Consider the following 15,541-nt stretch of genomic DNA (forward strand, 5'->3'; position numbering starts at 1 on the left):
GGAGAGGGGCTACGCTTTCGAGCCAGGAAGTTGACTTGCTCAACAGCAATCCTAGACAGAGACAGGCGAGACAGCAGCGTCACATGGGTCTGGCTGCCTTTGCATGTCGAAGTGGAATTAATGGGGCACAAGGAGTCAAGACAATAATTTATACGCACGTTTTGGATCGAGTGGACTGTGCACGTCACAGTCCACTCGATCCTTGGCCCCTATATGGCTGCAACAACTTACTCTGATTGCTTATAGAGAGGAAAGAGAAAGTGGCGCATGTCCATCTCTAGCTCCGGATTGTTGAAATCTCCAGCCGGAACCAGCATTACCGGGTAATCCGGTTGCTTCAAATGCATCTTGATCCCAGAACTAGGAATCGCTTTAACCGCTTCTCCCAGATACTTAAGATTGAATTGGATATCCAACGTCATATCTGTAGGGACATGAGCATTAATCGTCTCATCTCCCTTGCCAAACTCCCTTTCGATCGAAAGGTGAATTTGTTGGGTCGCTCCATCAAAGCGAAACTGAATTCCTCTTTCCTTTTTGTCAGTCAGCACCGATAGCCGTTCCAATGCCTTGAGTAGTCCTGATTTCTCCAGCACCACTTCTTGGTCAAAACTGTAGCGTGCCAACAGTTGTTCACAGTCTGGATATTGCCCTTCAATGCACTGGCAGCTCAAAATAATGTCTTGCCATGCAAAACTAGCGCGGGTTGCCTCCGCATCGTACAGCAGTTGAATTGACTCAACTGAATCAGCCAGGTTACGAATCAGTTCCTTCAGCGCTTTGCCGGAAATCGGAAACTGGGTAGGTTCATCGGCTCCCGATTGCTTGCGTCGCTTTCTGCTAATGCCCTCCGTTGATAATTCTGCTATCGCCACTCGATGACCGTCTGTTGCAATGAATTTCAGGGCATTTTGCCTAATCTGAATATAAACGCCTGTCAAAATACGCTTAGTTTCATCCGTGCTAATCGCGTACAGCACCCCTTTCAGTCCTTCTCTCAACACATTGGTCGGTAGGGAAACTGGAGCCGCTTTGGGTGTTGCAATGGGCGGAAATTCCTCAGCCGGAATCCCTCGAATCTCATATTTTCCATCGGCATCCGACAGCGTAATGGAGCAAGTCTTAGTCAGTTGCTCCTCTTCCGACGCTGGCTTTGTGACCTGCGCCTGACTCTTGAGCGTGATGCTACCTGCTGGAAACTGCTTGACCATCCCTGAGAGCATCTCAACAGGTGCCGTAATCTCACTGCCCAAAAGCACCTGTGCCTCAAAGCTTGCTTGAATCGTCATTGCTAAGTCGGTTACCGTCAGATGAACCTGTTGAGCGTTAGCATCTGCCACCACTAGCACATTTGCCAGCACTGGATGATTAGGTTTTGCTGGGGCAGCACAACTTGCGATCGCCAGTGCATCATGAAACTGACTTTGAGAACAAATCACCTGCATCCCTTGTTCCGTTGTAGGTGTGTCCTTTGGCTGCGATCTAGCTGTCCGTTTTCTCGCTGACTTCTTGGGCACAGGCTCCGCCGATACTTCAGGCTCAGCAGAATTTTCAGGCTCATCGACTGTTGTTTCCGCTTCACTCGCCTCTGGTGTGTCGGTAGGTTGCTCTAAAGAAGTGAGTGCCCTAGGGACACGTTGTGCGATCGCAGTTTCAGAAGTCGGTTGCTCAGTCTGCTTTGTTTGTCTCGCAGTCTTGCCCCTCGATCGTTGTAAGGCTTGAGTCATGATCAGTGTCTCTGATTGAATGGTCGTCGAAGGATGCCTGCGTTAGCAGATGAAAAATGCCAAAGACCCTATGGCTCAAGCTTCTTGGCAGAATGGTCAAATTACTTAGGGTATAGTGTGAAGCCAAAACGCCGTTAAGTATTCCCTAAGTCAACAAGGTTGTTGGAAGCAACTCATTTTGGGTGAACCCGATACGTAGCTTCTGGCAGTTGGTTTTACTTAGGAAATACTTTGAGGTGATTCTGTCTAAAAGCATTCCCTAAGTAAAAGACCTATGGCACAACCAGAATCCGCCGCCGAGCACGGCTGGCTCCGACATACCATAAGCGATTGTGCTCTTTCACCTTTGCCAACAAGTCTTTTGCCGTATCACCACGTTCAGGGTTAAGCCGTTTGCTTAGATCCTGTCCATCGACACCACATTCTAGAAACGTACTCCCCTGGCTATTGTGAACCGTAATAGCAAAGCAATTTCGCACATTAGCAAACTGTTCTAAATGGTGATAGTAGTCACGCCATAGAAATGGATTACGTTTGGCGATCGCCATCAGCCGACGAGCTTCTCCATCAAACCGGTTCTGCTCATCTTCATGCAAAGCATAGATTTGACGTGATACGCCATCATCCGTTGCAACCTTTAGCCTCCAGGCTTTGTAATTGCTGTACCGATCTTCTGAAAACTCCTGAACCGTGAACTCCGTTGAAGTGGAGAGGATAATCGTTTTACCATCAGGAGCCAAAACTGGATCGCGCGTGATCAACCGTTCGCCCGAAATAAACCGAGAGGTAGTCTTGCCATACAAATGATTGCGAATCTGCTGGTTGTAGTAATCCACTTGCGCGTTTGTCCAGCTTAAAATTCTGAAGCAATCAGGGTTCTGGGTAAACTCGCCAGAGATTTTCTTGAAGGCATATTTGAGGAGCGATCGCCGCTTCACCAGCAATGCACCGTTACTCTTATCTGGTAGATACTTTGCAAATGGCTCAAAGGGTGCTTTGCTCTTCGCCACTGCATAACGGCAAGCGGTGATAAATTCCAACAGCGGACTGTCAGTGCCCTGGCGTACCACTTGAGTCAACACGGCTTTATTGGGTATGGTGAAGGCTGGCGATCTGCCTTCATTCACCGGATTAAGCTGAGCCGGATCGCCCATCAGAATCAATTTGAGCGGGTGCCACGTTGATGTTCTTTTGGAAGCTTCCTCAATCCAGTGCCAGAGCTGCTCTCCAATCATGGAACACTCATCAATGAACACAACATCGAACAGCCCAATGTACGACGTTCCAGTCGGTGCCAACACTTTCTCGTTACCTCTGGAAACCATGCCCAGCCCCAGCAATTGATGAATTGTGAAGAAGTCTACGCCAGTCACCCCGTTTTCTAGCGCCATGCGTTGCAACACACCGACAGCCTTATTGGTAGGTGCGGTCAGAACGACTCGTTTCCCGTTGCTGACTAGCACTTTCACCAATTGAAAAACGATCGTTGATTTTCCTGTGCCAGCAAAGCCAACTAAAAGAAACAGGGCAGCCGTGACAGCCGGTTGCAGGAACGTCCACATTGCATCCAGAGCTTGACGCTGTTGCTCAGTCAGTTGAAAGGGGAAAGAGACAGCCGGGGAGGAAGCAGGAAGGGTTTGCATCATTACGATTCCGCTAATGTCATCCATGAATCGGCTTGGCGCAGCGGTAGCTGGTTTTTTCGGTCTTCTCGAAATCAGCAAACCCAATTTCAGTAACCCAATTCAATTGAGTTCTGTTTTAGTACAGATGTTTATAAATTAAGCTGTAACAATCTGAGAGCTGTACCATCGCTCTACCTTCCACCCCTACGAAACCACTAGCCATGTGGTTACGCAATTAGGGAACAACTATATCCAGATGGGCAGTTCTGGTCTATTATTCTTGGCAGTCCGTGGTAATTTCTTATATAAGATTAGTAACCGCAGCTATGGAGACTCAAAAACCGAAACGGAAAGGACGAGATCAGCTCTATGGGGAACTTAAGAAGCCGACCATGATTGCACTCACTCCCACCGGAGTTGAAAAGCTGGATGAGTTAGCCGCTGCATTCTCTCTGTCTCGTTCCGAATTCATCGAGCGCATTGCTCGGGGAATGCTTTCCGTACAAGGAATCGAGTAAACCCAAATTTATGATGGAGACTCTAAAAACCCATCCATGCCCTTTAAAGCTTGAAAACACCAGGAAATCGTCTTGGCGGGTGAACTCCTGGTGCCTTCGATGCTTCGGTTAAAGCCAGAACGACCATATCAACGATATGCCCTTCCCGGTTGGAGAGGTTGCGACCTGCCCATTACTGACAGGTTAGCAAATTACTTGATCCTTGAAAAGGGCAGAGGTTCTTACCTCGTAAGAATCTAGGTATGGCGTTTTGGTTCCATGTAGTTCTTTTCAACGATTGAGCCATGATGCAACCCAAACCTAACGATCGCGAGGACAGCGCTCCCCTCCTCGAAGCCTCCACCCAGTTAGAATTAACTGAAGTGGAAGTTCTGCCCTCTCAGTCCACCCGGACTAAAATCCGCAAACCGCGCAACCTACCTCGAACAGAACCACCGCTATTCACCACCAAGTCAATGGAGATGATTGCCAGTGGAGCACCTGTCATCAGTGCGACGCAGGCTTTTTTAAAGCCTCCAGATTGGAGCGAGTATGGGCAGGAACGCCTTTACTTCCAAAAGCACTTTGGCAAAGGGCGCTACATCGAGTTCTACGTCCTGAACAAGCAGAAGCACCAGGCAGAGTCGATTTCTACGCAAGCAGAGCGTGAAATCCTGGAGCAGTACGGGGTGATGGCAGCTCGCCTCCATGCTGTCTTTGCTACCTACGCTTCCTTGCAGTCTGAACCCTGGAAAGAGCCGTTTCATCTGCTCGGTACAGACCTGATCAAAACGCTCAAGGTTCACAACAGCAACAAGTTCACCAAGTCACAGAAGCTCAAGGCAGTCGCTGACCTAGCGTGGGTTGTGGGAACCTTGGGTGCGGTCATCCACTGGTTTGAAGGCGACATGGATCTCTGTGTGCGGGAGCGGAGCTTGCTGTGGATCGTCAGTGTCCAGGAATACACCCAACCCAATGTTGACGGGGAATCCGAGGAACTGCATGAAGTGGTGATCCGGGTGCAACCGGGACTCTGGACCCATAGCTTCCTGAACCGGGAGGGCGCACAACAGCGAAAAGCCCTGTATCAGTATGGACTGATCCCCAAAGAAGTCTTTGATATCGATCCCCACCGGCGCAAAATGGCGACCAGCATGGCGCTGTATCTGATTCAGAATAGCCGTTCCCGCCCGAATGGGGTTTATACCGTTGAAAGTCTGCTGGAAAGTGTTTTGCCCAGCAGTGACATTGAGAAAGCGCTGTCTGACCGCCGTTACGGGTGGAAATTGAAGGAATCGGTAGATAATGCCCTGCTCACCCTCAAAGACAATCTCAAGATTGACATCGACTTCGATGATGAAACCTATCCCCTCTGGCTCAGACCCGTCTGGAGCCTACCCGATGAAATAGCAGACCTGCCAACAAAAGAGCGAAACCAGCAACTTTTAGGGGCAAAATGGCTGCCGGATAGCTACATTTCCAAGCATTGGTTTCCGGCAAAGCTCACCTTCCGGTTGCCCATGCAGATCCAAGAGTGTTTGGATGAGCTTGAAACCAGACGAACAGAAAAGACCAGTCGAGCCTCATCAGGTGGCAGTTCTACGCGCAATAAGTCTAATAGAACCGTTAAGGGTACCACAGCTAAAGCACTACTGCCTGCGGCTGAACTAAATGGCATGACGGTGAAAGCCGCCCGTCAAGCAAAGGGGTGGACTCAAGCCCAACTTGCCACCACGATCGGCAAGAGTGTCAGTTGGGTGAAGCTAGTTGAGAGCGATCGCCGTCGTGCCGTTGATGAAGATCAAAGCTTGCTCCGTCAGGTTCTTGGCATCCAGTAATGCAATCGTACTTGGTTACAAAGCCTGTAACCCTACTGTAACTACTGATAAACATAGGTTTTAAGCTTATGTACCCCCCGTTAAAGTCCCATAGTTGTGACATTAGCATCCCCCTACGGTGACTTAATTCAGCGAGTTGGGCGATCGCTTCTCCTTGTAACCCTCTGTAACCACTGATATAAAAAGGTTTCAGCCAGATTAGTCAGCTTAAGCTTCCCCTTTTGATGACATCAATGCCCCCTAGTGGTGACTTGAGTACTACTCAGACTAAGTCTTGGGAGAATTGGTTACAACCACATCTAGCGATACTCAAATAAAACATCCGCTACATACAGCAATAATGCAATTGAACTACGCCAAATACAGCAGCGCATTAAAACAATGCCACTAAACCTAGAAACCAAAACTTGCTGTTCTGATGTCCCTGTAACCTGATCGTAACTCCGCTGTAACCATTGCTATAAAAGGCTTTTAGCTGCAATCACTGATAGTTACAGTCCCCTACTCGTGACATCAGTCTCCCCTACTCGTGACTTGCCAGTTAGCCTCAAGTCCCAAGCAGTTGTAACTCTCCTGTAACTAGCATCAGATCTAGATTCCAGATCATTTTGGTTACAAATCTGCGGTAATAAGCTCCTCTGGATGGGACTTTAATTTCCTATTAGCGTGACTTCAGTCTCCCCTACAGATGACTTTACCTTCCTCTTACTGTGACTTTAAATTTTCAGAATGGTTATGGAGCAAGCTATTCCAGGATGGTTACACGTCTGATCAGATCAATAAGATCGATCAGCTTGTAACCCCCTGTTTTGTGGAAACAGGGGGTTACGCTTTAAACGCAAAAAGACAAAAACTCACCCGCCACCCCTGTTTTGCAATTTATCCCAGTGATCGTCTTTGGTTCGCCCAAGTGGATGAACACATTCACGACATCATTACCGACTTGATTAGTTGAACCACATGCCAGAAACCACCACTGTTTTACAGCAGCTTTACCGCCTGATTCTCCATGAACATCAGCAGCTTTATAGCGTGTGGCAAAGCGCTGATATTTTACAGTCACAGTACGATCAGGCTCTCACGCCCGCTGTGGTAGAAGCGCATCTTCAAGGCAACCCAATTATCTCAGTGCGTCTCCTCCAACCGGGTACAAACCTGGCTAAAGCAGGCTGCATTGATTTTGATGCCCCGAAAGATGGTAGTGATGAGCAGACTCTGCGTGAGGTGCTGAGTCTGTCTCAACGAGTACAACAAGTCGCTACTAGTCAAGGATTCCCTACTTATCTGGAATTTAGTGGTCGTCGTGGGTTTCATCTCTGGTTGTTTGCTGACATGCCGCTACCTGGTGCTACTTGGGTCAAGGCATTGCAGAACCTTTGTTATTTAGCTGATTACAAGCCAAAGGAGATTTATCCTGCTACAGCAACAACGGCAATCGATGGTAAAGCATCAGGACGACCGATTAAATTGCCCTGTGGCAGGCACCAAATCAGCAGTAAGTGGAGCGGTTTCTTAAATGAGCCAGTGAACTGGTCTGAAGGATTTCCGGTAGTGCCCGACGATCAGGCTGGTTTGATGGCATCTTTTCAGCAGACTCCTGTGGCTCAACTGGCTCAACTAGCTGCACTTGAAGTGAGCCTCAGCAGTGCGATCAGTAAAAATGGGCATCAAAAGGGCAATGCTTTTCAGGAGCGATTGGGGTTTGCTGGGAGTTCAACCGTTCAGCAGACTACCGCCACAAAATCTACAGATTTTTCGATTCTGGCTCCCGATGAGCATCCTGCTTGCATTCACTATCTGATGAGCCAGGGTGCGCCAACCGATCAGGACTACAACTCAGTCAACTTAACTCTGTCACGCTATGTCATCACCAGGGGATGGGAACATAACCAGGCAGAACCCCTGGCAGAAGCAATGGCACGAGCGTCTGATCATCATCCAACCAGTAAAACGACGGTTGAATCCAGGCTAAGAAATTTCCACAGCACCTATGCTTCAGTTAAACGAAATCCTCACGACTATCAGTGGAGTTGCAGCTACATTCGCAACAGCCGTGAGTTAGTCCGCTGTGGAGGCTGTACAGGCTATGCCTGCCCCTTTTGGCAATGGGAGAAGCCAGAGGGTGACAACGAGGTTGCTAGACGAGTTGAACGAGATTTGCTGGCCTACATCTTGCATCACCCTGAAGCAGGGATGCAGGAAGCCTTAGGTGTGGATTTACCCGTTGAGGGCTTTATTGCCACGTTTATGCCCAAAGGCGATGATTCAAAGCCGTTTTATCTCCACCAAAGGCTCTGGGAATGCTTTGTAAGCCTGGAGATAGAAGGGAGAGAGTTAACGCCCAGTCTCGTTCTCTCACGGCTGGAGAAAATGGTGATGGAGCGCTCTCCCCTACCGACACCGATTCTGAATCAAATCGCTGCCTATTTGGATGAGCTTTTGAATCTGGCTCCCTGTGGTTGGGAGACGTTTACAGAACTCCTCATGAGAGTGCGAGATACCGGCTTGCGATCGCTGGCAAAAGAGCAGGCTGCTACTGCATCCGAACTGTTGAACAGCCCCTTACATCCCGTGACCGAAACGCTGGAAACACTCATTCACCACTCTCAACATCTTCAGCAACGGAATGCCTCAGAAGTCATGCCAATGGTGGCATACACTCAAGATTTGATCCGAGAATTGTTTGGGCAACCGCAAACGGCGATCGCTACCCCTGCTCCTTGGCTGAATCGTTCTCTCAATGGTGGGTTACATCCTGGCAGGCTTTATGTCGTGGGTGCTCCTCCCGGCTCCGGAAAAACGACCTGGTGCGCCTGGTGCGCGGATGAAGCGGCAAAAGCTAAAATCCCCGTGCTGTATGTCTCTTTTGAGATGGGGAAGCAGCAACTCTGGGTGAACGCTTTGTCGCGGATGGGTGGGCTGAACTCCGGCTTGATTGAAGCAAAGCACTGGATGAATGCCGACTATGCCCATACCGAATGGCTGAAACAACAGACTGCGCTGGCAATTCGGGCATATGACCAGCAGATTGCAGAATATCTGACGGTTTTAGAAGCAGGTCCAGAGGTCACAGTCGCGCATTTGAAAGGGACGATCGCTCAAATTCGGCGCATTGCAGAACTCGATAAAACAGCACCCGTGTTGGTGATTGTCGATTACTTGCAGCTGATGTGTTGTGGTGATGAAAAACTCGACTCTGGTGCCAATGAAGTGTTACGAGTCTCGCGGGTGGCGACGGGCTTAAAACAACTGGCGCGGGACACAGGTGCTGCTGTGGTGGCAATTAGTGATATCAATAAAGCCGCCTACCAGGAAGCGCTTCGGACTGGAACGTTAGATATGGGTGCGTTACGGGACTCGTTCAAGATTGCCCACGCCGCAGACTGCATTATGCTGCTTCAGACGGGGAAGGCACAGCGAGGCAATGACCAGCCTAGAGATCAGCTTGACCTGCTGGAAGAACGTTATGCCGGAGACTATCTCAGACTCCGGCAAATTCAAGACGTGCGCGCTCAGTATCCGCTTAATGAAAAAGCGAAGGCGACCTATGCGCGACTTAGCATTCTCAAAAATCGGGGTGGTGTCACAGCAGAGCCATTGTTTGTCTATGAGCGGGCTTACCACCGCTTCATTCCGGTTGATTTGGATTTAGGAGAGGACAATGACCGTGAAGATCTCTAGCCCCAATGTTAATGGTGTAGAAGCAAATTCCAATCTCTCTACGGCTGCTGATCCACTGTATGAGGATTTAATGGATTGGGCAAAAGCTCGGAAACGGCAGTTTCTGAGGAATCGGGTTCAACAGAGTAGTGAGCCTATTAAAGCTGCAACTGCTGAATCAGAAACACCATCAGCAAGCGATGCCTGGATTGAAACCTGGTACACTCCACCGCCTCTACCATCGCGGATTGCCAAACAGAAAGCTATTGTTTCCTATGCTCTCTATCAAGAGGTGGGAGGAAAAATAGAAACAGAGGAAGTCAAGGAAACCAAACCTCTTCCCTCCCCTAGTTCCACAGCCTCATCGTTTCCAAACCACGACAGTTTTGAGATTGGTCAACAAGTTGTTCTCCGTCCAGACTCTCAGCGTGTACCATCTGGTATTCCAATTGATGCTGTGCTGGTGGTTCAGGAGATGTATGTCAATGTTTATCGACAGCATCAAAATATTTGGTGTGTTTGGTGTAGTAGTGATGCTTTTTCTGGTTTGAAGTCGATCGATTCAGATTGCTTGATACCACTACGAGAAATAGCCCAGATCGCTGCTACAGAAAGCGTATCTGTACTAGATTTAGAAGATTTCATAGATGAGAAAGCAGATTCTAATTCATCTCATGCTGCTGTGAGTTATGAGTTTGTTGAAGATGGACAGCAGCTTGCAGAAGTACTTAAGCCCTTGCAAAGTTGTCAGGAGATCGCGGTTGACACAGAGACAACTGGACTTGATCCCTTAAAAGATCGAATTCGTTTAGTGCAAATTGCTGCGGCTAATCAACCCGTTATTATCATTGACCTGTTTAAAGTTGCGAAGGAAACGCTAGATCCGCTGCGCGAACTGCTTCAAGGTACTCCAATCAAAGTTTTGCAGAATGCTAAATTTGACTTGAAATTCCTGCAACAGGCAGGGCTTCCTATTGCTGGCAAACTGTTCGACACGATGATAGCGGCGCAATTGCTGGATGCAGGGGTGAGATCGCACGGATACAACCTGGCGGAACTAGTCAAGGTCTATCTGGGAGAAGAACTCTCCAAAGAACAGCAGCGGAGTGACTGGAGTCATCCCAGTCTTTCTTCTGAGCAGTTAGAGTATGCAGCGCGAGATGCAGCGATTCTACTGCGGTTACGCGAGGTGATGAAGCCCAAGCTGACAGGTGCTCGTTTGGTGGAAACTGCCAAATTGGAGTTTGATTGTTTGGGAGCGATCGCCCAAATGGAAGTTAATGGAATGCTGCTCGATCTCTCCCGTTGGGCTTCCCTACGACAAGAACTGGAACAAAAAAGAGACCAAATGGCGGGTGCATTGCGACAACAGTTTCAGCCAGCCTTGCTGAGTGCCCAGCTCGATCTCTTGGGAAATGAGGTGTCTCTCAATTTGGACAGTCAGCCGCAGGTATTAGAGGCGCTACAGCAGATGGGTGTGCCCGTAGAGAACACTAGCAAACTTTCTCTGATTCCGCTGGCAGAAGAGCATCCGCCCGTCAGAGCATTGCTGGACTACCGCAAAGCAGCAAAATCAGTTCAGGCGTTTGCTAGTAGCCTGCCCAAGCATGTTCACCCCATTACCGGACGCATTCACCCAGACTATCAACAGATGGGGGCTGCTACTGGGCGCATGTCCTGTCGTAACCCCAACTTGCAACAGATTCCCAGAGACAAAATCTTTCGCAGTTGTTTTATTCCGGCTCCAGGCTATCGCTTGGTTGTGGCAGACTACTCTCAGATTGAGCTGCGGGTGGCAGCAGAACTGAGTGGCGATCGCCGCATGATTGAGGCATACCAGAATGATGAAGACCTGCATCGGCTCACCGCTGCCCTGATTGCCGATAAATCCTTGGATCAAGTTGAGAAATCAGAGCGACAAGCAGCCAAAGCCGTCAACTTCGGGCTGATCTATGCGATGGGTGCTAAAGGATTAGCTGAGTACGCTTACAACAACTATGGGGTGCAGATGAGCCTAAAGCAGGCAGAAACCTTTCGTAAGCGCTATTTTGAGTCGTATCAGGGGATTGCCCGCTGGCATGGGGCGATTAAGCGAAGATTGCCAAAGGAGATGAGGACGATGGGCGATCGCCTCCGACGCTGGCAGGATGAACCAAAGTTGACAGAGTTGCTAAACACGCCAGTTCAGGGGACTGCCGCAGATATTACTAAGGCTGCCCTAGCAACACTTCCCACTGCTTTAAAAGAAACGGGAGCCAGGTTAATTGGCACAGTGCATGATGAAATTTTGCTGGAAGCTCCAGAAGATTCAGCAGAACAGGCTGCACAGATTCTTCAGCAAGTGATGGAGCAGGCTGGACAGCAGTATTTAAGAAAGGTGCCAGTGAAGGCGGAGGTGGCAATCGTCAGCAGTTGGGCTGAGAAATAGCGATCTAAAAAATTTCCGTTTGAGGGCAGCTAGATTTATCCCCATGCAACTGCTCGTCAGCGCCAATCCCTTTACCTTGCCATTATGGGTGACGGGATGTTATTGAGTCATGAACGAAGAAAGTCAACATTCAGATGTTTTTGTTTGTTCTGAACCACGCTAACCTTGGCCCGAACCTTGGCAAGATTCACAGTCCTTCGGATGAGTACAGCCCATTGCGATGAGGCAAATTTCCCCCCTAAAATCTAAACTGTTAAGAACCCTTAGCCGAACCAGACGTGCGATGCCAACCTATCGATCCAAAACCTCAACTCAGGGACGCAATATGGCGGGTGCCCGTGCGCTCTGGCGTGCTACCGGAATGCAGACCGAGGATTTTGAGAAGCCCATTATTGCAGTTGCCAATTCCTTTACCCAATTTGTCCCCGGACACGTTCATCTCAAAGATCTAGGTCAACTGGTGTGCCGTGAGATTGAAGCCGCTGGTGGGGTCGCTAAGGAATTCAACACGATCGCCGTGGACGATGGCATTGCGATGGGTCATGACGGGATGCTCTACAGTCTGCCCTCGCGCGAGATTATAGCCGATTCGGTCGAGTACATGGTCAATGCCCATTGTGCCGATGCCCTCGTTTGCATTTCCAACTGTGACAAAATTACCCCTGGAATGTTGATGGCAGCCCTGCGGCTTAACATTCCCACCGTGTTTGTCTCTGGTGGACCGATGGAAGCGGGCAAGACAAAACTTGCGGATCACAAACTGGACTTAGTGGATGCGATGGTGGTTGCCGCAAATGACAGCATCAGCGACGCAGTTGTTGATGAATATGAGCGTTCTGCCTGCCCGACCTGTGGTTCCTGCTCCGGCATGTTTACCGCCAACTCCATGAACTGTCTGACCGAGGCGATCGGTCTTGCCTTACCCGGTAACGGCACTGTGCTAGCCACCCATTTCGATCGCAAAGATCTGTTCCTCAACGCCGCGCGTACCGTTGTTAGCATTACCCGCCGCTACTACGAGCAGGATGATGACTCGGTACTGCCACGCTCGATCGCCAGTTTCAAAGCGTTTGAGAATGCCATGATGCTAGATATCGCGATGGGTGGATCGACGAACACGATTCTACACTTGCTGGCTGCTGCTCATGAAGCTGAGGTCAATTTCAGCTTGAGCGACATCGATCGGCTCTCGCGCCAAGTGCCCCAACTCTGTAAGGTGGCACCAAACACGCAGAAATACCATATCGAGGATGTCCATCGGGCAGGCGGTATCCCCGGCATTCTCGGTGAGCTAGATCGAGCTGGACTGCTTCATACAGATTTACCGACCGTCCACAGTCAGACGCTGAAAGACGCGCTCGATCGCTGGGATGTCATGCGGACTGATGACGCAGCCGTTCACACCTTCTTCAAAGCGGGTCCTGCGGGGATTCCCACTCAGCAAGCGTTCAGTCAATCGACCCGCTGGGACTCAATCGACCGCGATCGGGAACAGGGCTGTATCCGTAGCGTCGAAAACGCTTACAGTACCGAGGGCGGACTAGCTGTGCTGTACGGCAATCTGGCGGAGCGGGGTTGTATTGTGAAAACGGCAGGTGTAGACGACAGCATCCGTGTGTTTGAAGGTCGGGCGCGCGTTTATGAAAGTCAAGATGCCGCTGTCAAAGGCATTCTCAGCGATGAAGTGGAAGCAGGCGACGTGGTGATCATTCGCTACGAAGGTCCACGCGGTGGACCAGGGATGCAGGAAATGCTCTACCCAACCAGCTACCTGAAATCCAAAGATCTGGGCAAGGTGTGTGCCTTATTGACCGATGGTCGCTTCTCAGGTGGGACTTCGGGACTCTCGATCGGTCATGCCTCTCCAGAGGCAGCAGCGGGAGGCAACATTGCATTGGTGCGCGACGGCGATCGCATCCTCATCGATATCCCCAACCGCAGCATTAATGTGGAGCTATTGACAGCGGAATTAACCAACCGTCGGGCTGCTATGGAAGCAAAGGGCAAAGATGCTTGGAAGCCTGCACAGCCCCGGCAGCGGCGGGTAACAGCAGCACTCAAGGCTTATGCCCTGCTTGCTACTAGTGCCGATCAAGGCGCAGTCCGCAACTTGAAAATGCTTGAGTGAGAGAAAGAACGTAATTAAAGTTGCAGCTAAAGGGCACCTTGATTAATTGCTTTATCGCGAAAGTAAACCACGGTATACCGGGTTATTTTCAATAAGTACCTCTATTTTCCGAGTTGCCCTTAAGTTTTTTAAATTCCTTCAAGAGCCTGGGTTGTCTAAATCAGCCTGGATATGCGGGCTTAACACTTGCTGGAACTCTTCGATTGAACTGATTGTGATTGCTTGAAGGTGGAGTTGTCTGAGTAATGTACCATCTTCTAAACTAGCCAACAATTCACCCATTGTTGGAGGGATTGTCGCGAATCGAACCCTCAAAACGTCAATAATTGTTTCCCGGAGGGTCTCTAGTCTTCCTTCCTGAATACCCTCTTCCTTGGCTAGACGTTCAATGCTAGTGACATATGGCATCTGACGTTCCTCCTGGTACTGGCTTAACTCTGCCCGGAATTCCCGCTCTAGGCGATCGGGTAAGGTCATCATCCAGTCGATGAGCCTGAACAACTCTACTACATCATTTCTACTATAGCCTTGCTCGAATAGCTTCCGAACCAGCGTCCATTTCCATTGCTTACGTTGCTGGGGCTGACCAGCCGTAGCTTTTGTTTTTAGATGAGCCATAACCACAACGACAAAGGGGTTCCGGCTCTGATCCATTGCTTCCCATTGGGCTTCATAATCAACCAGCTTAGCGATCGGAAATTCAATTCCAACTCGGCACCCACCCAGATCGTAACCGTAAGAAGAGGGTCGCCAGTTTGGACGCTCATCGCCCAAAACAGCAAGGCTGATCACAGGTTTACGATAGCGATCGAAGCAGCGATAGTTATACACGAACATTCTTTCTGCGAAGCCAGAGTCCTCCTGAGACTGGACTTCTATATGTACGAGTATCCAGGTTTCTTCACCATCCTGTTGCCAAACCTTGAACAGCTTGTCGGTGAATCGTTTTCCCAGTTCGCTGTCTTTAACAAACTGCTGAAATTCTTGCTCTAGCGACTCATAGCTTCGGCTCCAGTCAATCAGTTCATGCACGACTGGGAAGAAAAATGCTAAGAATGGCTCAAAATAAAGCTCTAGCCCTTCTTTCCAAGGGTCATCAAAACTGGCTTGTGGTTCAGATGGATTGGTAGCTTGAATGCTTGGTTCATCGCTCATGCAACGTTAACCCGTGTATTACCTGTAATCATAGAGATTCGTCAGGTTCGTAATAGCGCCAGTTGTAGCGACGAGAGCCGCTACCGCTATCTAACTTATCGATCGCCCCTGGATCACCATTCAAAAACTCGCCCAGATCCTCATACTGGCTGGGATACCAGGAACCAGAAGTCGTGGTTTTTGGTTCATCGGGTAGTACCAAACTTTCCCCAGGCTTGAGATGGGCAAACCGAGGATGACATTCATCTTGAGTTCTGCCATCTGGGGTCAGGAGTTCTTCGCTTTCATCATCGGGTTCCTGATCGTATGCCTGCACCAGCAAACCGTTCTCCAGACGTTTAATGTGCCACGGCATTGTTAACCTCCTTGCTGTTCAATTCAAGAATAGCCACCTGGCTGATTTTGCCAGTGCTGCTTTGTGTAAAGGTCAAAAAACAGTCTAACGCTTTCTAAGTTAAATAATAGTACGTTTATATCATGAAG

The 15,541-nt window shown here is 49.4% G+C and carries 9 protein-coding genes; 5 read left to right on the forward strand and 4 right to left on the reverse strand.

The genetic code is table 11. The features are described 5' to 3' along the window. Positions 1-227: 227 nt before the first annotated feature. Both dnaN and AC1S5B_RS21465 read right to left on the reverse strand, forming a co-directional pair. Entirely contained in the window at positions 228-1,727 is a 1,500-nt protein-coding gene (gene dnaN / locus AC1S5B_RS21460) for a DNA polymerase III subunit beta (protein WP_482037739.1), read from the reverse strand. A gap of 272 nt (positions 1,728-1,999) precedes the next feature. Next, a complete protein-coding gene (locus AC1S5B_RS21465) occupies positions 2,000-3,397 on the reverse strand; it encodes an ATP-dependent DNA helicase (protein WP_482037740.1) in 1,398 nt (465 codons plus the stop codon). A gap of 281 nt (positions 3,398-3,678) precedes the next feature. On the opposite strand from AC1S5B_RS21465, the gene AC1S5B_RS21470 reads away from it, so the two are divergent. The 5 genes from AC1S5B_RS21470 (at position 3,679) to ilvD (ending at position 13,903) form a co-directional block, all read left to right on the forward strand. Next, entirely contained in the window at positions 3,679-3,870 is a 192-nt protein-coding gene (locus AC1S5B_RS21470) for a ribbon-helix-helix protein, CopG family (protein ID WP_190574472.1), read from the forward strand. Positions 3,871-4,154: 284 nt separating this feature from the next. Beyond that, a complete protein-coding gene (locus AC1S5B_RS21475; RefSeq protein ID WP_482037741.1) occupies positions 4,155-5,687 on the forward strand; it encodes a helix-turn-helix domain-containing protein in 1,533 nt (510 codons plus the stop codon). 960 nt (positions 5,688-6,647) lie between these two features. Beyond that, on the forward strand, positions 6,648-9,368 hold the full coding sequence (locus AC1S5B_RS21480) for a DnaB-like helicase C-terminal domain-containing protein (RefSeq protein ID WP_482037742.1): 2,721 nt from the start codon (positions 6,648-6,650) through the stop codon (positions 9,366-9,368). Continuing rightward, a complete protein-coding gene (locus AC1S5B_RS21485) occupies positions 9,349-11,775 on the forward strand; it encodes a bifunctional 3'-5' exonuclease/DNA polymerase (protein WP_482037743.1) in 2,427 nt (808 codons plus the stop codon). The genes AC1S5B_RS21480 and AC1S5B_RS21485 overlap by 20 nt, the downstream gene beginning before the upstream one ends. Before the next feature lie 283 nt (positions 11,776-12,058). Next, positions 12,059-13,903 carry a dihydroxy-acid dehydratase gene (gene ilvD, locus AC1S5B_RS21490; protein WP_482037744.1) on the forward strand — a complete coding sequence of 615 codons (1,845 nt, stop codon included), beginning with the start codon at positions 12,059-12,061 and terminating at the stop codon, positions 13,901-13,903. A gap of 138 nt (positions 13,904-14,041) precedes the next feature. On the opposite strand, the gene AC1S5B_RS21495 is transcribed toward ilvD, so the two are convergent. Continuing rightward, a complete protein-coding gene (locus tag AC1S5B_RS21495; RefSeq protein WP_482037745.1) occupies positions 14,042-15,058 on the reverse strand; it encodes an Rpn family recombination-promoting nuclease/putative transposase in 1,017 nt (338 codons plus the stop codon). Positions 15,059-15,086: 28 nt separating this feature from the next. Beyond that, the gene (locus AC1S5B_RS21500; RefSeq protein WP_446869987.1) at positions 15,087-15,413 is read right to left on the reverse strand and encodes a hypothetical protein; all 327 of its coding nucleotides are present in this window, start codon (positions 15,411-15,413) and stop codon (positions 15,087-15,089) included. Positions 15,414-15,541: the final 128 nt, after the last annotated feature.

The sequence above is a fragment of the Leptolyngbya sp. CALU 1928 genome (assembly GCF_056784215.1).